We start from the raw sequence: 25,726 nt of genomic DNA, 5'->3' as shown, positions 1-25,726 counted from the left end.
GCACGCATCCCGGACGACAACCGCGCACAACCGTGCAGCCAACGCCGCTCGGCGCGCAGCCCGGACGACAACCGCGCACAAACGTGCGGCCAACGCCGCTCGCTGCACGAAATGGCAAGCGAACGCTCACGAACGTGCGGTTTGCGCCACCAAACGTGCAACTTGGGCGATCACGATGAGCGAACGCGCAGTCGAAACACTGCAAGTGAGCGAACGCGCGACTCGAACGACTCACATGAGCGGCCGGTCGGCGGGGCGGTGAAGTGACCCGTCCGTTTTTCGCTAGCCACCGAAGTGTTCGCGCGGTTGGGTGAGCGGTATGGAAAACCAACGCGTGCCGTGGGCGGCTGTGGCTGCCGCGTCGGTCACGGTGGTGTTCTGGGCCTCGGCGTTCGTCGGGATCCGGGCCGCCGCCCCGCACTTCTCCCCCGGCTCGCTCGCGCTGGGGCGGCTGCTCTCCGGAGCTGTCGTGCTCGTGCTGTTCCTGCTCATCCGTCGGCAGGGGTTGCCACCCCGGGCGGCTTGGCCGGGCATCGCCGTCTCGGGCGTGTTGTGGTTCGGGCTTTACATGGTGGCGCTCAACTGGGGAGAGGAGCTGGTCGACGCCGGGACGGCCGCCATGATCGTCAACGTTGGGCCGGCACTCATGGCGCTGCTTGCGGGATGGCTCCTGAACGAAGGCTTCCCGCCGCGGCTGCTGGCCGGGATCGGCGTTTCCTTCGCGGGCGCCGTTGTCGTCGGGCTGTCGATGTCCGGCGGTGGGCGCGCATCGGTGCTCGGTGTGCTGTTGTGCCTGGTCGCAGCGGTCACCTACGCGGCCGGGGTGGTCGCGCAGAAGCCGGCGTTGCGGCACGCCTCGGCTTTGCAGGCGACGACCTTTGGCTGTTTGATCGGCGCTGTTGCGTGTTTGCCGTTCGCCGGGCAGCTGGTCGACGACATTCGCACAGCGCCGATGAGCGCCACGCTCAATGTCGTCTACCTCGGCGTGTTCCCGACCGCCGTCGCGTTCACCACATGGGCGTACGCGCTCGCCCGGACGACCGCCGGAAAGATGGGCTCCACCACGTACGCGGTTCCGGTCGTCGTCATTCTGCTGTCGTGGCTGATCCTCGACGAGGTGCCGCGCGCGCTCGCCATCGCCGGCGGGGCGCTCTGCCTCGCCGGGGTGGCGGTGTCCCGGAGCCGGCCACGCGGGCCGGCTCCGGAACCGGTCGTCACGCAGTCGCACCGGTGACAGTGCTTCCGGACTTCGTGACGTAGTACGTGACCTTGGCGCCGCTCCAGAAGTGCAAGGTGAGCGTCACCTTCGCGCCGTCGTTGACCTCGGCGAAGAACTCCGGGGTCAGCGCCAGCGTGTTCGCCGTGTAGTCCGGCAGGAACGTGTACGCGAACTCCTTGAACGACGTCCAGTTCTGCGGGCCGGCGTTGCCGCCGTCGGCGTACTTGGCCTCCATGGTGGCGATCCGGTCGCCGCGGAAGCTCACCGGGATCGTGAACGCTGCGGTCGTTCCGGTTCCGGCGGCGACGGTCGGTGTGTCGTACGAGATGACGTTGATCCGCCAGGGCACGCCGGCCGAGAACACGGCCGTGATGCGCGCATTGACGCCGTACGCGCGATCGCCGGCCAGCCGGGTGAGCAACGCGGCGCTCAGTGTCAGTTCGTTGCCCGAGATCGTGTAGTCGGTCCCGCGTACGAGATCGGTGTCGTTCAGACGCAGGGCGGTGAACGTCGTGCCGTTCGGATTGAGAGTGAGCGTTTTGGCGGCGATGGCTGTCGACTTGGACAAGAAAATCTGATCGGTGTTGGCGGTTCCTGAGCGAGTCGTCCAAGCCGACTTGATGTGCGCGTAGAGCTCGGGGTCGCGCCAGGTCAACGCCGTACGGTCGAAGTGCTGGCCGTTGTCCCACAGCATCGTGGTGATCTTCTTCTGTCTGGCGTAGTAGCCCAGGTACTCGAAGAACTTGAGCTTCTCGCCCTGTTCGACGGCGTCGAGCGAACGGTCGAAGCCGAGCAGGCCCCACTCGCCCAGGATCACCGGAATGCCCTTGGCCGTGAACGTGGCGGCCGAGCGGTCGAGGTAGCCGACGAGATCGGCCTGGGTGGTGGCGTCGAACGTCGTGGTGCCGGCGATGTTCACACTGAACGGCCAGTAGCCGTAGTAGTGCACGGTCGCGGCGATGTTGCGGTCGTTGAGCGAGGCGATCGTCGTGGCGAGCGCGTCCAGGTGCACCTGGTCGGCCGAAGTGTGCAGCGTCGGCAGAACGAGCAGCCGGGTCGCGTTGCCGCCGCCGGAACCGCGCACGATGCGGTGGAACGACGTGTTGAGCGAGTTGAGGTGGGTCGCGCTCTGGCCCTCGTCGGTGAACTGCGGCTCGTTGACGCTTTCGAAGACGAGCTTGTTCGGGCTGTCGCGGAAAGCTGCGGCGATCTGCGTCCAAGTGGCGTCGTAGCGGGCCTGGGCGCCCGGCATGGTGTTGAGCCACTGCCACGAGTCGTGATGGACGTTGATCATGACGTAGAAGCCGTCGGCCAGGGCCCAGTTGACGACCTCTTTGACGCGGGCCAGATAGGCGGCCTCGATCGTGTAGCTCGGGGCGCCGCCCTGGTGCTGGCCCCAGGTGACCGGAATGCGGATGCTCTTGAAGCCCTGGGCCTTGACGCCGTCGAGCAGGGCCTCGGTTATGCGCGGGTTGCCCCACGAGGTCTCGTCGGCGCCGGTGGCGTCGAGCGAGTTGCCCAGGTTCCAGCCGGGCTGCATGGCCGCGACGGTCGCTTCCGCGTCGCCGCCGGCCGGCGGCGGAGTGGTCGGGGGCGGCGTGGTTGGAGGAGGTGTGGTGACAGGCGGCGTGGTCGGCGGCGGCGACGTCGGCGTTGAAGTTCCGGTGCAGGTCATGCCGTTGAGAGCGAAGGTCGTCGGTACGGGGTTGCTGCCCGTGAAGGTGCCGTTGAAGCCGAAGCTGGTCGTGCCGTTGGTGGCGATCGAGCCGTTGTAGCTAGCGTTGGTCGCCGTGACGTTGGCACCGTTGGCGGTGACAGTGGCGTTCCAGGCCTGGGTGACGCTCTGAGTGCCGGGGAACGCCCAGGTCAGACGCCAGCTGGAGACCGCGTCACCGAGGTTGGTGATGGCGACGTTGGCCGTGAAGCCGCCGCCCCATTGTGAGCCGACGGTGTAGACGACCTTGCAGCCGGCAGCGGCGGCGCCGGCCGCCGTCGCGGTCCACAGACCTAAGAGGGTCAGCAGGGCAACGACACCGGCCAGGGCCGCTCGCCGCCGGGTGCCACGGGTTGGAGACATCTATCCGCCTTGAGGAAACACGTGCTTAACAGGGGAGCCGCACGCTATCCGCCCTAATTCATAGACGTCAATCAAAGTTTTCTTAAATCTGGGAGCGCTCCCAATCTCGGCTAGCGCCCTTGCCAGCGGTGGCCCCCGCCTCGTAGTCTGGCTGGCTTGTGAGCGTTCACACGCGCATGCCTTGAGCGAACGCGCATGCCTTGAGCGAACGCGCATGCCTTGAGCGAACGCGCATGCCTTGAGCGAACGCGCATGCCTTGAGCGAACGCGCACGCCTTGAGCGAACGCGCACGCCTTGAGCAAACGCGCACGACTTCGAGCGAACGCGCACGACTTCGAGCGGCCGCAGACGACCTGAGCAAACGCGCACGACTTGAACGACCCTGCGCGAGTTGAGCGAACGACCCTGCGCGAGTTGAGCGAACGACCCTGCGCGAGTTGAGCGAACGACCCTGCGCGAGTTGAGCGAACGACCCTGCGCGAGTTGAGCGAACGCGCAAGTGTTGAGCGAACGCGCAGGTGTTGAGCGAACGTGCACGAATGAATCGACGCGCGACGGTGGCTTGTGCGGGCGGCGGCCGGGTGGCGTCAGTCGAGCAGCCAGCCGGAGACCGAGGTCGCGGCCGGGGTGAGGGTGGCTACGAGCAGGAGCACCATCGTGACGGTGGAGGCGATCAAGGCAACCGTCAGCCGGCGGTGGCCCTTGGCGTAGCCGCTCAGCAGGACGATCAACGAGACGAAGAAGGCCAGCACGGCGACCATGAAGCCGCTCGACACCACCGCCATCACTAAAGCCGCCCACGGCCAGCTTCCGGTGATGTCGAGCTCGGCGGTGAAACTGTCGTTCTGCGACGGGATGTACCAGTGACCGGTCAGCTCGGCGGCGCGGGCCAAGGCCAGGTAGAAACAGACGGCGTACAGCGCGGTGAAACCGAACTCGGCGGCCACCAGCACCCACCCGCCGGCGCGACGGCGTCCGGCTGTCGGCACGTTGAGACGGGTCGTCATGGCGGTCATTCGCGGATCTTAACTGGGGTATGCCACGTCAGCCGACTGCGGCTGAGCTGCATCAAGGCAACCGGCCGGGCGTGGTGCAGTCAGAAGACGCCAGGCCGACTGTCTACGACAGCAGGGCTCCGGCGCGAGCAAGAACAACGTTCAGCACCCGGCCGGCCGCTGCCCGGTCCGCCTCGGGCACGTCGCCCCAAAGCTTGTCGGTAAGACGCATGACTTGGGCGCGCACGTCTTGCCACAGGGCGAGTCCGCGCTCGGTCGGCTCGACTGCGCCGCCGGACGTTGTGTGCACCAGGCCGGCCCCGGCCAGTTCGGCGAGACGTTCACGCGCGGCTGGTTCGCCCACGCGTAGCGCCTCGGCGATTCGTGCGATCAGGTCCGCGGGGAACTGCCCGACTACTTCGGGATTGCTGCCCGGCCCGCCTATGCGGGACGCCATGGGCGGAGTGTGTTCAGGAGCAAGGGATGCGCCAGGAACGACGGGCTCGGAGGCAAAAGCAGCGTCGTCTGATGTTGCGGCGGCGGTGGGCGTTCTGGTGGCTGTCAGGGTCAAAGCGACCCACTGCGGTTCGGTCAGGCCAGTGCCTTGCAGAGCCTGGTCCAGCAGGGCGTTGAGGGCCTTCTCGGTGCGGCCGATCAGCTGGGCACCGAACGGGATAGTCATCATGGAACTCTCCTCATCGTTAGTGGGACTAACGCTGACCGTAGGTCGTTAGTGGGACTAACGCAAGTGCTACGGTTACGGCGTGGAAGAGGGCGCCGCACGGTTGCGGAACATGCGGACACGTCTGCTCGGGCTGGCCGCCATGCATTCCGATCGGCGGGTCAACGAAGAGCTGGGCCGGGTCGGGGCGCGCAAGTGGCACTTTGCCGTGCTGGCCACGCTGGATGAGTTCGGCGCGGCGAGTCAGAGCCGGCTGAGCGATCTCACCCGCGTCTACCGCAGTGATCTGGTCGCCGTCCTGAACGAGCTGACCGGCCGCGGCGAAGTGGAACGCGCGCCCGACCCCGCCGACAAACGCCGCAATCTCGTACGGATAACTGCCGCCGGCCGTCGTCGGCTGCGCGCGCTCGACAAGTTGCTGGCCGATGTCGAGGACGAAGTTCTGGCGCCGCTCACCGGCGACCAGCGCGCGCAGCTGAGCGATCTGCTTACGATCCTCGTCGATCACCACGGCGACCGGGAGGGCCTTCATGACCGCACAGCTCGAACGCATGATCGCGGCGCAACCGGAGGCGATCCGGAGCCTCGCTGACCCGGCCCTCACCGCCCCGGCGGCCGATCGGCTGGCCGGGGCCCGTCGCATCTGGCTGGTCGGCACCGGCACCAGCCTGCACGCGGCGGAGCTGGGCGCGGCCGAACTGTCCGCGGCCGGCCACGACGCACGGTGGGTCGCCGCCAACGCGTTCAGCCGCGACCTCCTACGCGACAGCGATGCGGCCGTCGTCATCACCCATACCGGCAAGACGGCGTACGCAAAGCGCAGTCGCCTCATCGCGCTCGAAGCGGGACTTCCCCTCGTCTCGGTCACCGGCCCGGACATCGACTGGCCGGAAGCCGTGCGGACGCCGGTGGCCGAGACCTCCGAGACGTACACGGTCAGCTACACCACGGCCCTGACCGTGCTCGCCCAGATCGTCCACCACCTGGGCGCTCCCGGCGGCCCGCAGGCTGTCGAGACGGTCGCCGGTCTGCTCGACGACGAGCCCGGCGAGGTGCCCGCGCCGGCCCGCGCGATGGCCATCGTCGGGCCGGGCCCGTGGTCGGTGACCGCTCGCGAGGGCGCCTTGAAGATTCGCGAGGGCGCCCGGATCCTGTGCGAGGGCTTCGATCCCGACCGCCTACTGCACGGCGGCGCCGTCCCCTACACGGCCGCCGACACCCTCCTGGTGCTGCAGCCCACGGCCGACGCCGACGAACTCACCACCGCGATCCGCCACGCGGCCGTGCTCGAACGCTTGCAGGTGGCCACCTTCAGCACCGAGTTCACCACCGGCTCGACTCTGCTCGACCAGATCCCGATGACCGCCCGCCTGCAACGCCTGGCATTGCGTTTCGCCCGCCAGCGAGCCCAGAACGCCGACCTCGCCATCACCGGCGCCTGGGCCGACCCCGACCTCTGGCCAAGCTGAGCCCCACAACGCCGCGGACGCCCGAACGCGGCCATCACAAGGACGCAGCTCGACCGGATCCGATGACCGTCCGCCCGCAGCGGCTGGCCCACGCCTCACCAGGCAGCGAGCCAGGAACGCCGACCTCGACATCACCAGCCGAGCGAGCTCAGACCCGGCCACGCCACCGCGACAGCAGCCGGCCAGGCCCTGCTACGAAGTGAGCGTCGTGAAGACGAACGCGAGCCGCACCCGGGCCGCCTGAAATCGGGCCGCTGGACGCACGGCCGGCCCGCACGACGCCGAACCCAGCCCGGTCACCCCGGCTGCAAGATGCACCCACAGCACATCCCCCTCGACCAGCTCGTCGGCATGCCGCGCGTTCTCGAGCGCAGCAGTTGACCACGGCCGCACAGCCGCATCGAAGGGCGAATCACCGGCGATCTCGAGCTTCCCCGAAGGCACGGCGAGGCTCATCCGGGTCACCTCGGAGCGGTTGCCGTTCTCTTGCGGGACCACGTACGGCGTCTGCGCCTCCCGCACGCTCATCCGGTGCTCGCCGTGCCAGACGCCCGCCCGCGAATCGGGGTAGGACTCGCCCGGCCCCAGCCCGAGCCATTCGAAAACCACCGAGCCGGGATCCGGAGTCCGCAGAGCGAGAGCTATCCCCAGCCGCGGCAACGGCAGCTGCCACTCCCCCAGTCGAGCGATGTCGACCTCGAGCCGGATCCCACCGCCGGCTTCCGACCACCGACAGTCGACCTCGAAGCCGCTGTCGAGCCCGGCCGGCTGATACCGCCCTCGCCCCGGCGAGAACACCAGCCGGTCGAGTCCGGCCGCCCGCCACTGCTCCTCCATCGACACCTCGCCGTCCCAGCCCGGGAAGCGGTCGTTCTCGGTCGGCGCCCGCCAGGCGTCCAGCGTGAGCCCGGCCAACGGGAACGGTCCCAAGCGGTCAGGACGTGGGATCGACCGCCCGGCCCGAACCACAGCCGCGACCACCGAAGGAGGCCGCCGCGCCCGCGACAGCACACGCCCGTCATGGGTGGCGGTCACATCCGAGTGCACGCCGGTCAGGCGGTAGGACGAGAGCGGCGGAATCACCGGCACGTCAAGGTTTTCGCCCGCCGCCGCGAACACGACGTCCGCGGTGTCGGTGAAGCTCCAGCGGTTCTCGATGAACAGGTCGTCGCCGTCGAAGCTCAGGCGCACCGGCGTCTTGATCGCCGCCAGCTCGGTCAGGCCCGGTGACGGCGTACGGTCGGGAAAGATCAGCCCGTCGATGACGAACGACCCGTCGTGCACCGGCTCGCCGAAGTCGCCGCCGTAGCGGTAGGAGCCGTCGCGCAGCAGCCCGTGGTCGGCCCACTCCCAGATGAAGCCCCCGGCGATCCGCGGGTACGCGTCGATGATCGCCTCGTAGTCGGCCAGCCCGCCCGGCCCGTTGCCCATGGCGTGCCCGTACTCGCACATGATCATCGGCAGCTCAGGGGCCGGCCCGAGGCCCTGCCCGATCGCCTCCAATTTCTCGTACGTGGGATACATGCGGCTGTAGACGTCGACGCTCACACCTTCCTCGTCGGCCTCGTAGTGGATCGGCCGGGTCGAGTCGCGCCCCTTCGTCCAAGCGGCGTTGGCGGCCAGATTGCGCCCCCATCCCGCCTCGTTGCCGAGCGACCACATCACCACGCTGGGCGCGTTCTTGTCCCGCTCGACCATGCGCCGCATCCGGTCGAGGTACACGTCGGCCCACGCCGGGTCGTCGGACGGATTGCCCCGCCAGCCGACCAGTTGGAAGCCGTGCGTCTCGATGTCGCACTCCTCGATCACATACAACCCTTGCCGGTCGCACAAGGACAGGAAGTACGGGTCGGGCGGGTAGTGGCTCGTGCGTACGGCGTTGATGTTGTGCTTCTTCATCAGCGCGACGTCGTGCTCCATGCGGGCACGCGAAACAGCCCGGCCCGTACGCGCGTCGATGTCGTGCCGGTTGACGCCGCGGAACACCAGCGGGGCGCCGTTGAGCAGCAGCCGATCGCCGTCGATGCTGACCGTCCGGAACCCGATGTCGAGCGACACGGTCTCGGCGTCCGTGCTCACGGACAGCCGGTACAGAGCCGGTTTTTCGGCCGACCACGGCTGGATGTCCGTGGCGTCCAGCGACCACCGCACCGGCACCGGCGCGGTGACCGACAGCGAGCCGTCGCCCGCCGCCACCACGAACAGGTCGTCGATGCCGCCTTCGGGCCGGTGCAGCAGCGCCACCGAGCGGAAGATCCCGGACAGCCACCACTGGTCCTGATCCTCGACGTAGCTGCCGAAACTCCACTGATGCACCCGCACCGCCAGCACGTCGTCGCCGCCGGTCAGCTGCTCGGTCACGTCGAACTCGACGGTGAGCCGGCTGCCCGAGGCCCGCCCGACCTCCTCACCGTTGACCCACACCTGGAACCACGAGTCGACGCCGTCGAAGCGCAACAGGACGCGTCCACCGCGCCAGTCTCTGGGACGGCGCACGATGCGGCGGTACTCGCCGGTCGGGTTCGCTTCGGGAACGTACGGCGGATCGACCGGGAAGGGGAAGCGGACGTTCGTATAAGCGGGTGACCCGTACCCGTGCAGTTGCCAATGGGACGGCACCGGGAGCGTGTCCCAGGTCGTGCCCGGGTCGGCCGGATCCTTGCCGGTGTCGGCCGTCGGGGACCAGAAGAATTGCCACGTACCGTCGAGGGACAGCACGCCCGCGTCGGAGCGCAGCCGCGCCCGCGCCGGCAGCGCGCCCACCGGCGGCTCGATGACTTCGAACAGTTCCGTCATCATTCCCCCGAGCTGAGGTCCACGACCTCCCGGCGGCCGTTGACCACAACAGTGATGGTCGTGCGGGCCTGCGGGCGGCGGGCCCGCAGCGCGTACTCGGTCACCCGTGCCTGGCCGTCCTGCGTCGTCCAGGCCACGTCGACCGCGACGCCGGGTCGCGCGATCAGACCGGTCACCCGCCCCTCCCGCCACTGCGACGGAACGGCCGGCAACAACTCGATCATGCCCGAATGGCTCTGCACCAGCATCTCGGCGACGGCCGCAACGTATCCCAGGTTCCCGTCGATCTGGTACGGCGGGTGGGCCGAGAACAGGTTGGGGTAGAGCCCGGCCCGCTCGGCGGTGGCCGGCCGGAGCACCAATTCGAGCAGCCGGGACACGTGCTCGGGCTGGTGCAGCCGGGCCCGCAGCGCGAGCTTCCAGGCCAGGGACCACCCGGTCGCCTCGTCGCCACGAGCGTCCAGGCTGCGCGAGACGGCCGCCCGCACCTCCGGATCGGCCGGCGTGTCCCCCGGATAGGCGAACACCAGATGGCTGACGTGCCGGTGGTGCGGCTCGGCGGGCGGTGGGCTCCCCGGCCATTCCTCGATCAGCCCGTTCCGAATGACGGGATCAGGAATCGTCGGCCGGACCGCTCGCACCTCGGCCACCACCGGATCGTCCGCGGGCCCGCGTTGCAGCACTGCGTCGAACAATCCAGCAACCAGCGCGGCATCCATAGTGGACGACTGTGCGACGGCGACCGCCTCGCCGGACGGTGCCAGATAATGGTTCTCGGGTGAGGTCGAGAGCCCTTGCGGCAGCCAGTCGAGGCAGAACTCGGCGGCGCCGCGCAGGATCGGCCACACCCGCTCGTCCTCGACGTCGAACACCAGCCAGCACAGCCAGACCCCGCCCATCGGCCAGAACGCCCACGCCGGGTCGGCTTTCCCACGCCCGACCGGTGATGAGAAGGCCCAGGCGTCGGTGTTGTGATGCCCGACCCAGCCGCGCGCCTGATACACCGTACGGGCAATGGCGCGACCCTTCTCGCTCAGCGCGACCAGCAGATCGAGCACCGGTTCCAGGGTCTCGCCCAGATCGGCCGTCGAGGCTGCCCAGTAGTTCATCTCGGTGTTGACGTTGATCGTGTAGTTCGAGCTCCACGGCGGCCGCAGCTGGTCGTTCCACAGCCCCTGCAGCGTCGCGGGCAGCCCACCCGGCGCCGACGAACTGATCGCCAGGTAGCGGCCGTAGTGGAAGAGCCGCGCGGCTTCCGGATGCGTGGGCAGCTCCAGCTTGGTGCGCCAGAACCTTTCCCCGTACGCCTGAACGTGGCGCCCGGTCAATTCGGTGACACCCCGTTCGAAGGCCCGATCGACGCGTTCCGTGGCCCGCCGCCGCGCCGAACCCGCATCCCCGCGCGGTTCCCGCCCGATGCCGTCGAAGGTCGTCTCGGTGGCCAGGATCAGCTCGAACCGGCGCCCGTCGTGCCGGACCCGCCCCACCACGGCTCCCTGCAAGGCGTCCGGGCCCCAGACCGGAGACAGGTCCGGCTCGTGCGGCGGCGGCATATCGCTGGGCAGCCGCACGGTCAACCAGTCGTCCCCTTCGCCCAGCACCCGCAGCGGCGACGACAGCGACCACGAGATGCCGATCGGCTCGCCCGACTCGATCACGAGCACCAGCACCCCGTCGGGCTGCGAGACGAAACACCGCTGGACGATCGGATTGCCGCCCAACCTGTAGCGGACGCGATGGGTGGCGGTTCCCAGATCGAGCTCGCGGTGGTACTCCGTGACCTCGCCGTCGCCGGTCGACACGTATAGGTCGGCGAAGGGCAGATAGGCCTGCGACCAGCCGCCCTGCACCGCTCGCACCCGGCGGTCGGCCTCGACCGGATCGCCGTTCCTCAGCGCCGCCCGCGCGACCTCCAGAGCCTCGGCCGCCACCGACGGATCGATGCGGCTGTTCTCGCGCTCGCTGGACGGGCTGCCCGACCACGCCGTGCCGTCGTTCAGCTGCAGGTGTTCGCGCCCCGGCGTGCCGTACACCATCGCGCCCAGCCGCCCGTTGCCGAGCGGATACGCCTCGAGCCATTCCCGAGCCGGCTCGGACGACCACAGACGACGCTCGATCTCCATTCCCGTAGGTTAGGGCTGTTTCGTGGCAGGGGTGGGAGCGAGGCGCGGTCCAGATTTCGTCTGGTGGTGGCCCGCGGAAGCCCGGCTCCCGGTGTTGGAACCGGGCTTTCGCGGGACGCCGCCAGGCGGGATCTGGGCCTCGCCGCAGCCCCGCCCCTGCCACGAAACAGCCCTAACGATAGCCCGCTGCTTGCAGGGTGAACAGCCCCGCGTAGCGGCCCTCGCGCGCCATCAGGTCGGCGTGGGTGCCCCGCTCGACCAGGACTCCCTCGTGCAGCACGAAGATCTGGTCGGCGTGTTTGACGTTGGCCAGGCGATGCGTGATCAGGATGGTGGTGCGGTGGCCCTGGCGGCTGCGAATCGCCTGGAAAAGGGCTTCCTCGGCGCGCGGGTCGAGCGCGGACGACGGCTCGTCCATGATGAGCAGGTCGGCGTCGCGGTAGAAGCCGCGGGCGGCCGTGATCCGCTGCCACTGCCCGCCGGAGAGGTCGTGGCCTTCCTTGAACGTCCGGTCGAGCAGGGTGCGATAGCCGTACGGCAAGGCTTCGATCGTCTCGTGCGCGGCCGCCCGCAGCGCCGCGGCCTCGATGCGGTCCTGCTCGGGGTCGACAGCCAGGTCGCCCATCGCGATGTTAGTGGCCGCCGTGTAGGGCCATTTGTGGTGCTCCTGCAGCACCACGGCGATGCGGGCGATCAACGCGTCGCGGTCCCACTCCCCCATCGGCCGGCCGTTCCACTCGATCACGCCGTCGGTCGGGGCGCGCAGAGCGGCGATCATCGCGGCCAGCGTCGACTTGCCGGAGCCGTTCTCGCCCACGAACGCGACGGTCTGGCCGGCCTCAATAGTGAGCGAGACCTGGTCGACGGCCGAGGTGTCCCGGTCGGGGTAGCGCAGGCTGACGGCCCGGATGTCGAGGCGGTCCAAGGCCTCCGGCTTCGGGCGGCTCGCTTTGTCGGCGCCGGGCATGTACTGCTTGGCCCGTTCGAGGAAGTTGACGTACTCCTTGAAGAACTGGCCGTCGGTGAACATGCCGTCGAGCTGGAAGGTGACCGTGGACAGAGCGCGCTGGGCCGCCTGGACCGCGACGACGCAGGTCACCGCGGCCGACAGCGGGATGTGGCCGCCGGCCAGCAGGAAGCCGAGCAGCACCCACACGCCGCCCAGCCCGAGCCCGCTGATCACCGCGCCGACGCTGGTGGTCGTGGTGACGCGGCGGGCCAGGGTGAGGTCTTCGGTGGTCTGCGCGCCCATGACCATGTCGTACTGCCCGAGCAGGAAGCTTCTGAGCCCGTACGACCGTAGTTCCGGGGCGGATTCGCGGTCGGCCATCTGCCGTTCGAGCACGTTGCGGCGTCGCCGGCGCACCGATCCGGCCAGATAGCTGGAGTACCGCAGGTGGCCCGCGCGCAGTGCCGCGAACCCGTTGGGAACCGTGGCGACGACCAGCGCGAGCAGCAGCAACGGGTTGATGACGACGACGGCCACGGCCACGGCGATCAGCCCGACGAACCCGGCCAGCACGTTCGAGGTGTCGTGGACCAGCCCGTTGGCCGCGTCGCTGCCGCGACTCGCCCTTTCCATGTCGTCGGCGAACGCGTCGGCGTCGAAGGCGTCCAGCCGTACGGCGGTGGTGGCCTCGAAGAGCCGGCGCTCAGCGGCCTGATTGACCCGCGGCGTGAGCCCGTTCTGCGCGTACCCGATGGCGATGCCCAGCGCCCCTCGCAAGGCAGTGGCCGCCGCCAGCGCCGTCAGCGCCGGCAACGCGGCCCGCACCCGGTCTGGTGTCGGCCCGCCCGCGAACAGCGCGACGAGCAGCTTCTGCGTCGACAGCAACCCGAACGTGGCCATGGCCCCGCTGCCGAGCGTGGCCAGCCCCACGACCGACGTGCGCACCTTGTCCGCCCGCCAGGCCACCCCGATCGCTTGCCGGACGAACTGCGGAAGCTCGGCGAACACGCCGAGCACCCCCGTCTCGGCCCGCCGCCGCACCCCATGCTCCCACCAGGCGTTCCGCAGCTCCGGCAGCACTGTCTCGTTCGTGACGCTCACAGCCACCCCGCTCCTCGTGGAACCTCGGCACCCTCCACACTCGCCGAGAAGCAGCCGGATGTCGCCTACCCGAAAGAGTTAGGCACGTGTCGATTCCACGTGAATCACTTCACGCAGGCCGCTTACACCGAGGCGCAACATGCGACAACACGCGATGCCACATCCCCACCAGCAGATCGTCATGCCCGTCCGGATTGACCTCGAGCCGAGCTGCAGGAAGCCGCTTCTGCCACCAGACCGCATGCCGCGCATCCGCACGCCCGTACAACAGCAACGTCTTGGCTGTGATGGCAGCAAAGCCCAGCCCGTCATCCTCCGGAATCGGAGTCCGCACCAGAACAACCCGATCAACCACTTCGGGGCGCCGCCCGGCGAACGCCAGCGCCCGCAGCCCGCTTACCGAGACCCCCACGACCCCAACTCCTGCCGTCGCTTCGACCTCCTCCCCTTCCCCGTCATCGACAGCAAGCGTGACCCCACGCCCCCAAGTCACGTCGACCCCAGGATCCGACCCCGCCCCGAACAACAGGACCGTCCGCCCCACCACCCCATCCACCAGAACACGCATAAACGCACACTAAACAAACACCAAAACCGCACACCCCAGGACGACGTCAAATAACAAGCCGCTTTGAACCGCAACCACAGCACAGCAACCCCCGCCCACCAAAAGCATCAGATCCATGCCTGAGTTTCACCTCGACCCAACCCAAACAGCACCCAATGAATTCGGTAAAACGCACCCCGCGCACGCTAGCCGAAGACACGAAAGGCCGGACTGCCGCAGCCGAAGCGCACGAATGCGCATCGGCTGCGGAAGGCGCGGAGCGCGCTGGGCCCGCGGGGCGCGCGGGGCCCGCGGGCGCCAAAGCTCCGACCGGTCGGGACGCGTGGACGGCAGTTGTGGGCCGGGAGGCGCCCCGGACGGGCCCGGCGGTCGCAGCCGTCCGAGTTGCGGGAATCCGCGTTGCAGTGGCCGCGGTGGTGGCGGCGAACCCGGTCGTAGCGGGCGGCGACGGGCGAGACGGGGGTGGAGGGAGCGCATGGGCCGCAGCACTGGCCCACTCCGATCCGGAGGCCAGGAGCCAGCGCAGCTTCTCGGAATGCCTCCGATGCAAGCCCCACGCGTGGCGGCGCTCATGGTCGCGCCGGAATGCATCATTGCTTGGGGAGTAATTGCGCGCCCTGGTTCGGTCGCGCATTGTGGCGATTTCGGACCGGCTGAACAGAGATATCTGCCCCATGCCGATATTATTTCGCGCCGATCCCGCTCCACATCAGTATTCGATCATGCCAATCTCAGCAGTGTTCGAAACGAAGTATCGCCGTCTTCGGCCACTGCCAAATTGTTACTGTCGGCGTTCCTGCACTGCGAACAAATGGCGAAATTCAGCGCGGCTTGGCGGGGCCTGACTCAACGACGCGAGCGCGGGCAAGGACGCGAGCGCGTTTGCGGAGGTCCATGCGGATGGAGGGGCGAGCCGGGTGCGGAAGCGACAGAAACGCGAACGCGAACGCGGGCGCGGGTGGGCCATCGCCGGGGCGGTGGTCGGATGATGCGGCGTGTCGGGGGACACAGCGCTGCAGTGGGCCGAATCGGGGTACTGGGGGGCAACGCCGGCGTTCGGAGGGGATTGTCATGGGAGCGGTGGAGTCGAGGGACCAGCTCGTCTCGGTCTGGGGGCGGCTGGGGGCCGAGCCATCCGGTGGGGACGGGGTCGACTACCTCTGGGCCGGCAGCCCCTTCGGGCTGGCGAACGCGATCACGCTCAGCGCGCAGGACATTCCCGCTGAAGACCTCAGCGAGCAGCTCGTGCGCGCGGCCGCCTTCCTGCGGGAGCAGTCCGAGGGCGGCTACCTCTGGATCTTCGACGATCTGCTGAGCCCGCGCGCCCGCCAAGAGCTGGACGAGCGGGCCGCCGCGACCGGCCTGGAGATCGCCTTCACCGGCTACGGCATGGACGGCGAGACCACCGTCGACCAGCCGCACCACCCCGACCTCGAGTTCCGCCGGGTCGAGACGGAGGACGACCTTCGCACCTACGGCGAGATCAACGCCCTCGCCTACGACGCGCCGGCCTCCGTCGGTCAGCAGGCGTTCACCGGCTCCCCGCTGCTGCTCGACGACGCGTACGCCGTCATCGGCTATCGCGACGGGCGGCCCGTCACCTGCGCCGCCGCGGTTTCCAGTGGGGACGTTCTCGTCGTGGCGTTCGTGGCTACCCTCGCCGAGGAGTCACGCCGGGGCTACGGGGAGGCCGTTACCCGTCAGGCCATCTTCGGGGCCGGCCCCCACCGCCGCGTCCTGGCGCACTCAACCGCTGAGGGCCGCCCGGTTCTCGAGCGCATCGGCCTGCGCGCCACCAGCACGATCCGCTTCCTGCAGCCGACCTTCGCCTTGGACGACCTCGGGGCCTAGGCCGGGAGCGAAGACGAAGTCCTGCACTCCCTCGGCGAAGCGTTCCGGCTCTTCCACGTGGCCCAGGTGGCCGCTCCACGCGAGCACCAGCAGCCGTGCGTTCGGGATCAGGGACTGCAGCTCGCGCCCCCACCTCATCCCCCCGACGATGTCGTAGCTGCCCGCCGTCACGAGTGTGGGCACGCGCAGGCTGCGCAACGCCTGCCGGTCGTCGACCGGGTCGGCCGAACCGTCGGCCCGGCGCGGGGACACGTACGAGAGACGCAGTTTCGACCGCAGCGGCAGGAACTCCTCGCGGCGGCCCCAGTAGTGGGCCACCAGCGCCGGGAAAGCGCGCCTGGCCACCGTCGTGAGCGAGTCGGTGAGCGTCGGCAGCAACCGGACCGCGTCGATGACCGCGGGTAGTGCCGGGTTGGCCTGGTTGCGCCGGACGAACCGCTCGAACTGGTGGCGGCTCTCCTCCTCGAGTTCGGGACCGTCCACCGGCGAGCTGCCGTGCAGGATCAGCCCGGCCAGCCGGTCCGGCCGCCGCAGCGCGTAGTACTGGGCCACCCGTCCGCCGTGCCCGTGGCCGAGCAGATACACCTCCGGGCATCCCAGCTGATCAAGCAGCCGATCGAGGGCCCGGGCATGCAACGCGCGGTCATAGCCGTACGGATGGGAAGGCAGTTTCCCCGACCCGCCGGAGCCCAGCGGCTCCACGTAGACGACTCTCATAGCCTGTTCGAGGGCGGGCATCCGCAGGTACTGCCAGGACAGTCCCGGCCCGCCCGGCAGCGCCACGCACACCGGTCCGCCCCGGCCTCGTACGTGAAAACTCAGCGCCAGCCCGCACACATCGACGACACCCATCACCGTTCCGTCCCCCCACCGGTTGAAAGTTCCCCTGCTTCACCCTGGCAAGAAGCGGCAGCTCAGGGACCAGTGCGAGACCCGGGTCGGATCACGGGCCGCACCCCCGGGCGGGAAATCGCGAGCTATTGTTCCCGCTTGAACGAGAGGCGGATTCACGTCTTCCGCCCGCTGAATTGCCCTTGAAGGTCCGCATGAAGCCCACCAATTCCACCGAATCCTCCGCCCGGGCCTTCCGGGCCGCCGTTGAGATGCTGGCCACGTCGCGCCGACGCGGTCGCCCCCGGGTGCGGCCCGCCGCCACCCAACTGGGCCTGACCGGCCCCGGCAACCAGCAGTTCATGGTGGCCGAGCTCGAGGGCCGCTCCTCCAGCGGTTCCGTGCCGGCCGAGCTGGCCCTGGTGCGCCGCCTGGCCAGCGACGAGTACGACACGTTCGCCGCCGTCATCGGGCAGTCCTTCGGCGTACCGGACGAGACCGTGGCCCGCGTCTACACCGCCGAGGTGCTGGCCAACCCGCAGATCGGGGCGTACGTGGCCGAGACCACGAGCGGCCTGGTCGTCGCGGCCGGCGCCGGGCTGCTGGCTCAGGGCCACCTCGCCATCGCCAACATCGGCACCCGGCCCGAGCATCGCGGCCAGGGGTACGCCCGGGTGCTCACCGAGGCGATCCTGCGGCGCGGCGCCGCCGCCGGGGCCCACACCGCGTACCTGCACGCGACCGCCGACACCGTGCCCTTCTTCGAACGGCTCGGCTTCACCACCCGCGCCGGCTGGACCATGCTCAACGCCGCCTAGGTGCTCACGAGTCGCATCGTCAGGCCGAACAGGTAGGAGGCGATCCCCGCCGCCGGAGCGGGACCCGTGCGACGGACGGTGACGATGGGTGTGCAGAGCCGGGCGGGACAGCCGCGGGAGCTGTCCATGGCCGGCTCGCACCACGTGGTGCTCTCGTCCAGCGACCGCACGCTGATCAAGCGCATCTATCTGCCCGACGGTGAGACGACCGTCGTGTGGAAGGAGTATCTCGGCCCGGGCGGTGCGGCCCGGCGGCGGCGCGAGCACGCCGTGCTGCTGCGGCTGGCCGGTCTGCCCGGGGTGGGCCGTCTGTCGGAATGGACCCACCCGGACGCGGAACTGCTGACCGACGAGGGCGGACGGACCCTCGCGTACGCGATGGCCGCCCACGAGATCGACCTGGACGCCGTGCCGCGGCTGGCCCACCGGCTGGCCCGGGTCATCGCCGGCCTGCACGCCCGCGGTGTCGTGCACAAGGACATCAACCCGACCAACATCGTCATCGACGACTCAGGCCGGCCGGTGCTGCTCGATTTCGACGTGTGCAGCCTGTTCACCGAGGACCAGGCCGCGTTCGGCACCCTGCGCGAGATCGAGGGCACGCTGCAGTATCTGCCGCCCGAGCAGACCGGGCGCACCGGCCTGCCCGTCGACCACCGGGCCGACCTGTACGCCCTCGGCGCCACCATTTACGAGGTGGTGGCCGGCCATCCGCCGCTCCCCCACGACGACGATCTGCAACACCTGCGGGACCTGCTGCTGCGCGTGCCCGTCCCGCTTTCTGGTGTACGGGCGGAGACCCCGGCGATGCTGTCGGAGATCGTGGCCAAGCTGCTCGAGAAGGAGCCCGGCCGCCGCTACCAGAGCGCCGAGGGCCTGGCCCACGACCTGGCCCGGCTGCGCGAGAGCCCCGCCGCGACGTTCCCGCTCGGCGAGCGCGACTTCCCGCTGCGGCTGACCGCGCCCTCGGTGCTGATCGGCCGCGACGCCGAGGTGACCACGCTGCGCACCGCGTGGGAAGAGGCCGTGCTCGGCGGCGACCGCGGGCTGTTCGTCACCGGGGCCGCCGGCACCGGCAAGTCCGCTCTGATCAACGCTTTGCGGCGCCCGGTGGCCGCCCGCGGCGGCTGGTTCGCGACCGGCCGCGCCGATCCGGCCCGGCAGGGCGCCACGGCCGGCCCGGTTCTGCTGGCCCTGCGCCGCCTGGGCACGCTGCTGCTGGCCGAGCAGCCGGAGGCGCTGGCCGCCCTGCGGGCGTCGCTGCTCGAGGCGCTGGGCCCCAACGCCGGCCTGATCGCGGCGGCCGTTCCCGAGTTCGGTGACCTGCTGCGCGGCGGCGCCGACGAGAACCCGGCCGGGGACGCCGACGCCGGCATCCGCCTGCGGCAGGCGGTCGTCGCGCTGCTCGGCACGGTGGCCGATCCGCGTCATCCGGTGCTGCTGGCCCTGGACGACCTGCAGTGGGCCGACCCGACCTCGATCGAGCTGCTGGACGCGGTGCTGACCGAGCCCGGCCTGCAGGGTGTGCTGGTGGTCGGCGCGTTCCGGCCGGACGAGGTGGACGGCGACCATCCGCTGAGCGCCCTGGCCGCGCGCCGGGCGGACCGGACCGTGCGCCTGGACGACCTGCCGCCGGACAGCTGCCGCGAACTGCTGCGCGAGGCGTTGCGGCTGCCCGCGGCGGCCGCCGGCGAACTGGCCGGCCTGCTGCACCGCTGGACCGGCGGCAACCCGTCGGACACCCTGGAACTGGTCAACGCGCTGCGCCGGGGCGGGGCGCTGACCCTCGGCGAGGACGGCTGGCGCTGGGACGAGCAGCGTATCCGGGAGCAGGCGGCCCGCAGCGACGTGGTCGGCCTGCTGCGCGACCGCATCGACAGCCTGCCCGCCGAATCGGGGCGGCTGCTGCGCCTGCTCGCGCTGCTCGGCGGCAAGGACGTGAGCGCGGCCGTGCTGGCCCGGGCGGCCGGGCTGCCGCTGATCGGGCTTCAGGTTCCGATGTATCCGCTGCTGGAGGAGGAGCTGATCGTCGTCTCGGCCACGCCGGGCGATCCGGACGCCCCGCTGCTGCCGATGCTGCGCAACGAGCGGGTGCGCCAGGCCGCGCTGGCCGGGCTGCCCGACGAGGAGCGGCGCCGGACCCGGCTGACGATGGCCCGGCACCTGGCGGCCGCCGCGGAGACGGCGGTCCACGCGGCCGAGCAGTACCTGGAGGCGGCCGGGCTGGTCACCGAGGACGGCGAGCGCCGTTCGATGGCCCGGCTGTTCGCGGTGGCCGCCGAGCGGGCCGCCGCGGCCGGCAACCATCAGTCCGCCGAGGGGTTCGCGGGCGCCGCCGTGCAGCCGCTGGGCGACGACCCGGACGACACGGCTCTCGTCGACGCGCTGGGGCGGCGGCATGCGGCGCTCTATCAGCTCGGCCGGCTCGAGGACGCCGACGCCGTGTACGCCGAGGTGGCAAGGTCAAAGCCCGATCCCGTACGCCTGACTGCCGTCGCCGTCGTGCAGCTGAGCAGCCTCGCCCAGCGCTCGCGCCAGCGGGAAGCCCTCGAACTGGGCAAGGATCTGCTCGTACGGCTGGGGTACGAGCTGCCGGGCCCGGAGTTCGGCAGGCGCATGCCCGAGCACCTGGGCGAGATCCAGGCGTGGGCAGCCGCCCTGGACCAGACGGCCGACCTGGCCCGCCCTGACGTGGCCGACCCGCGGTTGCTGGCCGCGACCCGGGTCTTCGGCAAGCTCATGCCGATGTGTTTCCTGCTGGGCGAGCGGCTGCTGGGCGCCTGGGTGCTCCTGCAGGCGTGGCGGATGTGGCTCCGGCACGGCCCGTCCCCGCAGCTCGCTTCCACACTCAGCGCGGTCGGCATGTTGCTGCTGCAGGTGATCGGCGACTACCGGGCCGGGGTGCGGATCGGGCGGCACATGCTGGCGGTGAGCGAGGACCGCGACTACGAGCCGTTCACGTCGCTGGTGCGCTACCGGTACGCCATGCAGCTGCAGGTGTGGACCGATCCGATCGAGCAGACCATCGGCGAGCTGCGCCGGGCGTACGAGGGGCTGGTACGCGGGGGTGAGCTCGAGATGGCCGCCGGAGCGTGGAACGCCCTGCTGGCCGGGCAGCTGGAGTCGACGGCCACAGTGGACGAGTACGCCGCGGACATCGAGGCCGCGCTGGCGTTCGACGACCGTACGGGGAACGCGTTCTTCGCCGATGTGGCGGTCGCGCACCGGCAACTGGCCCGCGCGCTCGAAGGCCGGACCACGCCGCCCGGCAGCCTCGACGACGACGGCTTCGCCGAGGCGGCCCACCTGGCCGGACGACCCGAGGAAGCACTCCCGACCAGCGCTTTCCATCTGGCCCGGGCCCTGGCCGCCGCCATCTTCGGCGACGACCAGACGCTGCAGCGGCACGCCTCGTCGGCTCTGCGCTCGACCGGGGTGCTGCCCGGCTATCTGGGCGCGCAGGCGCGAGTGCTGGGGGTGCTGGCCCAGGCCACCCGGCTGCACACCCTGCCGGTCAGCGATCGGGCCGCCGACCCCGGCTACGCGGACGTCACCGCCGGGCTGTCCTGGATGCGGGCGCGGGCCGAGGACTGCCCGGCCAACTTCGGCCACCTGGTCCACTGGCTGGCGGCCGAGGACGCCTGGCTGCGGGAGGAGTTCTCCGCCGCCTTCTTCGGGTTCGACCACGCCGTCCGCGAAGCCCAGGAACGGCAGCGGCCGTGGCACGCGGCGCTGATCCTGGAGCGGGCGGCCAAGCTGTACGACTCGGTGCGGCTGCACGCCGGGGCCCGGCTGCACATCGCGGAAGCGCTGCGTGTGTACGGCGAATGGGGCGCCACCGCCAAGGTCGCCCAGTTGCTGGACGCGAATCCGTGGCTGCGCCGAGCCGAACGCGGCGCCCGACCCCGATCGAAAGGCACCGGCTCGCTCCGGTCGGACGCGCTCGACACCATGGCCATCCTGCGGGCCTCGCAGGCGCTGGGCTCGGCGACCGACCTGGGCCGGCTGCGGCGGGCCATCAACGAGCAGCTGACCGCGCTGACCGGCGCGTCCGAGGTCGTGCTGGTGATCCGGTCGGGCGAATCGTGGTTCCTGCCGGGCGGGCCGGACGGGTCGGACGTGCTCGACCTCGAGGGCGCCGAGCTGTACGGAGTGCTGCCGGCCAGCGCCTTCCAGTACGCCGTGCGTACCCGGGAGGTGCTGCTCGTCGAGGACGCCACCCGCGACGACCGGTTCGCCCGCGACCCGTTCCTGGCCGGCGCCGAGCGCTGCTCGCTGATGGTCGTGCCGGTGCTGCACGGCGAGGAACTGCGGGCGGTGCTGATGCTGGCCAACCGGCAGACCACCGGCCTGTTCACGGCCGAGCGGCTGGACGCGGTCACGCTGATCACCGGCCAGCTGGTCGTGTCGCTGAACAATGCCCTGCTGTACGCGTCACTGGAGGCCCGCGTGGCCGAACGGACCCGGGAACTGGCCGCGGCCAACACGAAACTGGAGGAGCTGAGCAGCACGGATTCGCTCACCGGGCTGGCCAACCGGCGCCGCTTCGAGCAGGCGCTGGAGGCCCACCACGACCGGCTGCGGCACTCCGGGCGGCCGTACTCCATCCTGATGATTGACGTGGATTTCTTCAAGAAGTACAACGACCGCTTCGGCCATCAGGCCGGCGACGAATGCCTGCGCAAGGTGGGGGCGGCGCTGGCCGCGGCGATCCGGGCCGGCACCGACCTGGCCTGCCGCTACGGCGGCGAGGAGTTCCTGCTCATCCTGGGCGACAGCGACCCGGCCGTGGCCGCCACACTGGCCGAGCGGACGCGGGCCGGCATCCAGAACCTGCGGATCCCGCACCCGGACGGGCCGGCCGGCGTCGTCACGGTCAGCATCGGCGTGGCGGTGGCCGCCGGCGCGTCCGAGAACACGGGCGAGCTGCTGCGCCGGGCCGATGCCGCCCTGTACGCGGCCAAGGCGGCCGGCCGCAACGGCGTCCGGGTCGCCGAACCGCTGGTATCGGCCTAAGCCAACGGCAGCGTTGTGGCGATCGGCCACGCGACCAGCAGCGACCCGGTCAGCGCTATCACCCAGGCCGGGGCGTGGCGTGCGCGCAGCACGGCCGACAGCCCGGCCTGGATCAGCAGCAGCACGCCCAGCAGCGGCACGACGAGCAGGACGAAGCCGGGCGCCCACCCCACCGCGGCGGCCGCGGTGATCAGGATGACGGCGAGCACGGCCGCGATCAGGTCACCGCGCAGCGACCCGCCGAAGTAGCCCAGTACGGCGAAGGCGGCCCACAGCGCGAGCAACGCGAACCAGTGCAGGCCGACCGGCACGGCGTGCGTGAAACCCAGGTGCAACGGCACGGCGATCGCGGCCCCGGCGTACGCGATGGTCAGCGGCCCGAATCCGAGCCGGGCCACCGTGGGGAAGCCCAGCAGCAGGCCCAGCATGAGCAAGCCGGACGCCACGAGTCGTCGCACCGGTGATGGCAGCGGCTGGTCGCCCGGGCCGAGCCAGTCGGCGGTCAGACGGTGGGTGCGCGGCGCGTACAGGACGGAGATGTGCTCCACGCCGGGCACGACGACAACGTCCTCGGCGACCTCGCGGAAGCTCTGGAACTCCAGCCCGCCCACGAGCAGCAGCAGGCGGGCCGGCCTGTCCTCGGGGGCGGGCGCGGTGCCGGGGAGCGAGATCGCCACGGTGGCCGTGATGTCCGGGTGGTCCATCGCGTACGCGGTGACGGCCCCCGCCCCCATCGAGTGCCCGACCAGCGCGATCCGGTTGCCGTCGACGCCCGGCAGCCCCCGCAGGTAGGTGACCGCCACATCGAGGTCGTGCTGCAGATCCGTGGGTGATCGGGTGTTCGCCCCGTGGCCGTCGAGGTCGGGCAGCACCACGGTCCAGCCGCGGGCGGCCAGGGTGTCGCCGAACGGGGCCATCAGCCGGGCCGAACCCGCGAAGCCGTGCGCCACAACGACACCCGGCCCGGGTGGCGCACCGGCCGGCCGCACCACGTCGAGCGGCACGCCGTCGACCACGACGTGCTGCCGTTCGAAATCGCCGCCGGCGCGGGCCAGCAGCACGCTTCCGGTCAGCGCCAGGGCGAGCGCGAGAACGGGCAACGCCCAGCGCCGGATGCGGTCCACGCCGGACGGTAACCCGTGATCCGGCCAGGGACCACCCTGGGGCGAGCCCCGGGTGTCCCGGGCGACGGTGGCGTACATGAAAAGAACCTTGATCGTCCTGGTGGCGCTGGCCGCCTCCGCACTGGCGCCGCCTGCGGCCGCCGACGCCGCCACACCCTGCGCCGCCGTTCCGGTGACCGCGCCGACCGGCACGAAGGTGGTGAAGGTGACCGCGGTGGCCAACACCGGCGGCACCGTCACCTTCCCGTCGGCGCCGCCGCTGCCCGACTATCCGCCGATCACCGACGTTCCGGCCTGGTGCGACATCACCGTCACGGTGACCCACCCGGGCGCGCACGACACCGTGGCCATCAAGGTCTCGCTGCCCCAGCACAAGGACTGGAACGGCCGCTTCCAGGCCACCGGCGGCAGCGCCTACCTGGCCGGCGAGTTCCTGCACCCGCTCGTCGTGGGGGTCAAGGGCGGCTACGCCACTGCCGCGACCGACGCCGGCGTGGGCACCGATCCGATCAACCCGAGCGCCTGGGCCGGGAACGCCGAACTGGTGAAGAACTTCGCGTCGCGCTCGCTGCACGACCTGGCTGTGGTGGGCAAGTCGGTGACGAAGAACTTCTACGGCCGTACGCAGTTCTACTCGTACTGGAACGGCTGCTCGACCGGCGGCCGGCAGGGCTACGAGGAGGCGCAGAGCCATCCGGCCGACTTCAACGGCATCCTGGCCAAGGCGCCCGCGGTCAACTGGGCGCGGTTCGCGGTCGGCACGGCATGGTCGCAGGCCGTCTTCAACGAGCAGAAGGTCCAGCCGACCGACTGCGAACTGGCCGCCTTCACCAAGGCTGCCACCGCCGCCTGCCCGGATGCGCAGACGTGTACGTGGGACGCGCGCAACCTCGTCGGCACCAAGGTGGTGTGCGAGGGCCGGACGATCACCATCAGCCGCGCCGTGGCCGACGCCGTCAACAAGATCTGGGCCGGTCCGAAGGGCTACCCCGGCCCGAACCGCACCGCCGACCTGAGCCAGCTGGCCAAGGTCGGGCAGCCGTTCTTCGTCTCGCAGGCCTGGGTCAAGTTCTTCGTCACCGAGGACCCCGGCTACGACCTGACAAAGATCAACTACAAGACCTTTTCCCAGCTGTACGCGTCCTCGGTGCGCCAGTACGACCAGGTGATCGGGACGAACGACCCCGACCTGCGGGCGTTCGCGAGGGCCGGCGGCAAGCTGCTCACCTGGCACGGCCTGGCCGACCAGCTCATCCCGACCCAGGCCACGGTCGACTACCACGCCCGGGCCTTCGGAGGCCGCGACGTCGACGACTTCTACCGCCTGTTCCTGCTGCCCGGGGTCGACCACTGCGGCACCACCGGCCCCGCCGTCAGCGACGACGACGCGTTGGCCGCGCTGACCAAGTGGGTCGAGCACAGCAAGGCCCCCGAGGTGCTGCCGACCGCGGCCGGCCCCGTCCACCGCTTCACGTCAAAGTGATCCAGTAACGCCGGACCGGGCCGTGGCCGGTGTCCACGATGCCTTCCAGGACGCCGCCGTTGCGCTCGATAGTGCGAGCCGACGCGAGGTTGCCGGCCAGGCACGGCATGAGCACCCGGTCCAGCCCGAGGGCGGCGCGGGCTTCCACGAGCATCCGGGCGAGGGCCCAGCTCGCCAGCCCGCGCCGCCGAGCCGAAGGCCGCACCCCGTACCCGATGTGCCCAAGGTCGGATTCCCAGTGCCGCAACGCGATCCCCCCGAGAACCCGCCCGTCCTCAACAATCCACCGAGGCGACCCGTGCCGCTGCGGCGGGCAGGGCGTCCCCGCCGGGTGCGTGAAGCGCACGCGTTCGTGCACCCAGGCGGCAAAGCCCTCCGCCGAGCGGACGTCGTCGCCGCCCAGCCCGAAGCCGTCCTCGTGCAGGCCCGGCCCCCACTCGTCGTGGCAGTCGAGGAAGGCCTCATGCAGGTCGGTAGTCGGAAGGATCAGCTCAGCCATGCCGCGACGCTAGCAACGGGCTGGACCGCCGCATTTCGAATTTGCGGTCGCTTTGCTGCTTCCGTTCAGGGAGGGCACACGCAGCATCTGCCGAAGCGCGTCGGGACGCCTCGGGGCCGTTGGT

Annotated in this window: 17 protein-coding genes; 7 read left to right on the top strand and 10 right to left on the bottom strand. The window is 70.5% G+C overall.

Translation table 11 applies throughout. The features are described from left to right. The first annotated feature begins 319 nt into the window (after window positions 1-319). On the top strand, window positions 320-1,234 hold the full coding sequence (locus tag OWR29_RS35350; protein WP_267567827.1) for a DMT family transporter: 915 nt from the start codon (window positions 320-322) through the stop codon (window positions 1,232-1,234). On the opposite strand, the gene OWR29_RS35345 is transcribed toward OWR29_RS35350, so the two are convergent. The 3 genes from OWR29_RS35345 to OWR29_RS35335 all read right to left on the bottom strand — a co-directional run bounded on the left by OWR29_RS35345 (window position 1,215) and on the right by OWR29_RS35335 (window position 4,977). Further along, on the bottom strand, window positions 1,215-3,296 hold the full coding sequence (locus OWR29_RS35345) for a cellulase family glycosylhydrolase (protein WP_267567826.1): 2,082 nt from the start codon (window positions 3,294-3,296) through the stop codon (window positions 1,215-1,217). The two genes, OWR29_RS35350 and OWR29_RS35345, sit on opposite strands and share 20 nt — an antisense overlap. A 588-nt stretch (window positions 3,297-3,884) precedes the next feature. Beyond that, a complete protein-coding gene (locus OWR29_RS35340) occupies window positions 3,885-4,313 on the bottom strand; it encodes a hypothetical protein (RefSeq protein WP_267567825.1) in 429 nt (142 codons plus the stop codon). A 103-nt stretch (window positions 4,314-4,416) separates the two neighbouring features. Continuing rightward, window positions 4,417-4,977: a winged helix DNA-binding protein gene (locus OWR29_RS35335; RefSeq protein ID WP_267567824.1), complete on the bottom strand. Its 561-nt coding sequence runs from the start codon at window positions 4,975-4,977 to the stop codon at window positions 4,417-4,419. Window positions 4,978-5,056: 79 nt separating this feature from the next. Here OWR29_RS35335 and OWR29_RS35330 point away from each other — a divergent pair, with 79 nt between their 5' ends. Next, window positions 5,057-5,566, top strand: a complete 510-nt coding sequence (locus OWR29_RS35330) for a MarR family winged helix-turn-helix transcriptional regulator (protein WP_267567823.1) — start codon at window positions 5,057-5,059, stop codon at window positions 5,564-5,566. Further along, entirely contained in the window at window positions 5,505-6,443 is a 939-nt protein-coding gene (locus OWR29_RS35325) for a hypothetical protein (protein WP_267567822.1), read from the top strand. Before OWR29_RS35330 ends, OWR29_RS35325 begins: the two co-directional genes overlap by 62 nt. 192 nt (window positions 6,444-6,635) lie before the next feature. Here the strand turns inward: OWR29_RS35325 and OWR29_RS35320 are convergent, their stop codons facing one another. The 4 genes from OWR29_RS35320 to OWR29_RS35305 form a co-directional block, all read right to left on the bottom strand. After that, window positions 6,636-9,242 (bottom strand): glycoside hydrolase family 2 TIM barrel-domain containing protein, encoded by a 2,607-nt coding sequence (locus OWR29_RS35320; RefSeq protein ID WP_267567821.1) that lies wholly within the window; start codon window positions 9,240-9,242, stop codon window positions 6,636-6,638. After that, window positions 9,239-11,362 carry a glycoside hydrolase family 95 protein gene (locus tag OWR29_RS35315; protein WP_267567820.1) on the bottom strand — a complete coding sequence of 708 codons (2,124 nt, stop codon included), beginning with the start codon at window positions 11,360-11,362 and terminating at the stop codon, window positions 9,239-9,241. Before OWR29_RS35315 ends, OWR29_RS35320 begins: the two co-directional genes overlap by 4 nt. A gap of 172 nt (window positions 11,363-11,534) precedes the next feature. Continuing rightward, complete coding sequence (locus OWR29_RS35310) at window positions 11,535-13,412, bottom strand: ABC transporter ATP-binding protein (protein WP_267567819.1); 1,878 nt, start codon at window positions 13,410-13,412, stop codon at window positions 11,535-11,537. 109 nt (window positions 13,413-13,521) lie between these two features. Beyond that, on the bottom strand, window positions 13,522-13,980 hold the full coding sequence (locus OWR29_RS35305) for a hypothetical protein (RefSeq protein ID WP_267567818.1): 459 nt from the start codon (window positions 13,978-13,980) through the stop codon (window positions 13,522-13,524). Between the two features lie 1,080 nt (window positions 13,981-15,060). Between OWR29_RS35305 and OWR29_RS35300 the strand changes: the two genes are divergently transcribed. Next, entirely contained in the window at window positions 15,061-15,831 is a 771-nt protein-coding gene (locus OWR29_RS35300) for a hypothetical protein (RefSeq protein ID WP_267567817.1), read from the top strand. On the opposite strand, the gene OWR29_RS35295 is transcribed toward OWR29_RS35300, so the two are convergent. Beyond that, window positions 15,727-16,683 carry an alpha/beta fold hydrolase gene (locus tag OWR29_RS35295; protein ID WP_267567816.1) on the bottom strand — a complete coding sequence of 319 codons (957 nt, stop codon included), beginning with the start codon at window positions 16,681-16,683 and terminating at the stop codon, window positions 15,727-15,729. The genes OWR29_RS35300 and OWR29_RS35295 overlap by 105 nt on opposite strands. A 194-nt stretch (window positions 16,684-16,877) precedes the next feature. Between OWR29_RS35295 and OWR29_RS35290 the strand changes: the two genes are divergently transcribed. Together OWR29_RS35290 and OWR29_RS35285 are read left to right on the top strand one after the other, a co-directional pair. Then, window positions 16,878-17,480 (top strand): GNAT family N-acetyltransferase, encoded by a 603-nt coding sequence (locus OWR29_RS35290; protein ID WP_267567815.1) that lies wholly within the window; start codon window positions 16,878-16,880, stop codon window positions 17,478-17,480. Between the two features lie 66 nt (window positions 17,481-17,546). Further along, the gene (locus tag OWR29_RS35285; protein WP_267567814.1) at window positions 17,547-22,496 is read left to right on the top strand and encodes a diguanylate cyclase; all 4,950 of its coding nucleotides are present in this window, start codon (window positions 17,547-17,549) and stop codon (window positions 22,494-22,496) included. Here the strand turns inward: OWR29_RS35285 and OWR29_RS35280 are convergent. Then, window positions 22,493-23,698 (bottom strand): dienelactone hydrolase family protein, encoded by a 1,206-nt coding sequence (locus OWR29_RS35280; RefSeq protein ID WP_267567813.1) that lies wholly within the window; start codon window positions 23,696-23,698, stop codon window positions 22,493-22,495. The genes OWR29_RS35285 and OWR29_RS35280 overlap by 4 nt on opposite strands. On the opposite strand from OWR29_RS35280, the gene OWR29_RS35275 reads away from it, so the two are divergent. Next, window positions 23,697-25,103 carry a tannase/feruloyl esterase family alpha/beta hydrolase gene (locus OWR29_RS35275; protein ID WP_267567812.1) on the top strand — a complete coding sequence of 469 codons (1,407 nt, stop codon included), beginning with the start codon at window positions 23,697-23,699 and terminating at the stop codon, window positions 25,101-25,103. The two genes, OWR29_RS35280 and OWR29_RS35275, sit on opposite strands and share 2 nt — an antisense overlap. Here OWR29_RS35275 and OWR29_RS35270 read toward each other — a convergent pair. Continuing rightward, window positions 25,090-25,602: a GNAT family N-acetyltransferase gene (locus OWR29_RS35270; RefSeq protein WP_267567811.1), complete on the bottom strand. Its 513-nt coding sequence runs from the start codon at window positions 25,600-25,602 to the stop codon at window positions 25,090-25,092. The genes OWR29_RS35275 and OWR29_RS35270 overlap by 14 nt on opposite strands. Window positions 25,603-25,726: the final 124 nt, after the last annotated feature.

Origin of the sequence: Paractinoplanes pyxinae (genome assembly GCF_026626335.1) — a bacterium.
Classification (GTDB): domain Bacteria; phylum Actinomycetota; class Actinomycetes; order Mycobacteriales; family Micromonosporaceae; genus Actinoplanes; species Actinoplanes pyxinae.
The sequence above is the reverse complement of the archived record's forward strand: the minus strand, read 5'-3'. Positions and strand labels throughout refer to the sequence as shown.

Coding starts and splice junctions, on each gene's coding strand:
- OWR29_RS35350 (WP_267567827.1), top strand. CDS start 320: ATGGAAAACCAACGCGTGCCGTGGGCGGCTGTGGCTGCCGCGTCGGTC.
- OWR29_RS35345 (WP_267567826.1), bottom strand. CDS start 3,296: ATGTCTCCAACCCGTGGCACCCGGCGGCGAGCGGCCCTGGCCGGTGTC.
- OWR29_RS35340 (WP_267567825.1), bottom strand. CDS start 4,313: ATGACCGCCATGACGACCCGTCTCAACGTGCCGACAGCCGGACGCCGT.
- OWR29_RS35335 (WP_267567824.1), bottom strand. CDS start 4,977: ATGATGACTATCCCGTTCGGTGCCCAGCTGATCGGCCGCACCGAGAAG.
- OWR29_RS35325 (WP_267567822.1), top strand. CDS start 5,505: ATGACCGCACAGCTCGAACGCATGATCGCGGCGCAACCGGAGGCGATC.
- OWR29_RS35320 (WP_267567821.1), bottom strand. CDS start 9,242: ATGATGACGGAACTGTTCGAAGTCATCGAGCCGCCGGTGGGCGCGCTG.
- OWR29_RS35315 (WP_267567820.1), bottom strand. CDS start 11,362: ATGGAGATCGAGCGTCGTCTGTGGTCGTCCGAGCCGGCTCGGGAATGG.
- OWR29_RS35305 (WP_267567818.1), bottom strand. CDS start 13,980: ATGCGTGTTCTGGTGGATGGGGTGGTGGGGCGGACGGTCCTGTTGTTC.
- OWR29_RS35295 (WP_267567816.1), bottom strand. CDS start 16,683: ATGGGTGTCGTCGATGTGTGCGGGCTGGCGCTGAGTTTTCACGTACGA.
- OWR29_RS35290 (WP_267567815.1), top strand. CDS start 16,878: ATGAAGCCCACCAATTCCACCGAATCCTCCGCCCGGGCCTTCCGGGCC.
- OWR29_RS35275 (WP_267567812.1), top strand. CDS start 23,697: ATGAAAAGAACCTTGATCGTCCTGGTGGCGCTGGCCGCCTCCGCACTG.
- OWR29_RS35280 (WP_267567813.1), bottom strand. CDS start 23,698: ATGTACGCCACCGTCGCCCGGGACACCCGGGGCTCGCCCCAGGGTGGT.
- OWR29_RS35270 (WP_267567811.1), bottom strand. CDS start 25,602: ATGGCTGAGCTGATCCTTCCGACTACCGACCTGCATGAGGCCTTCCTC.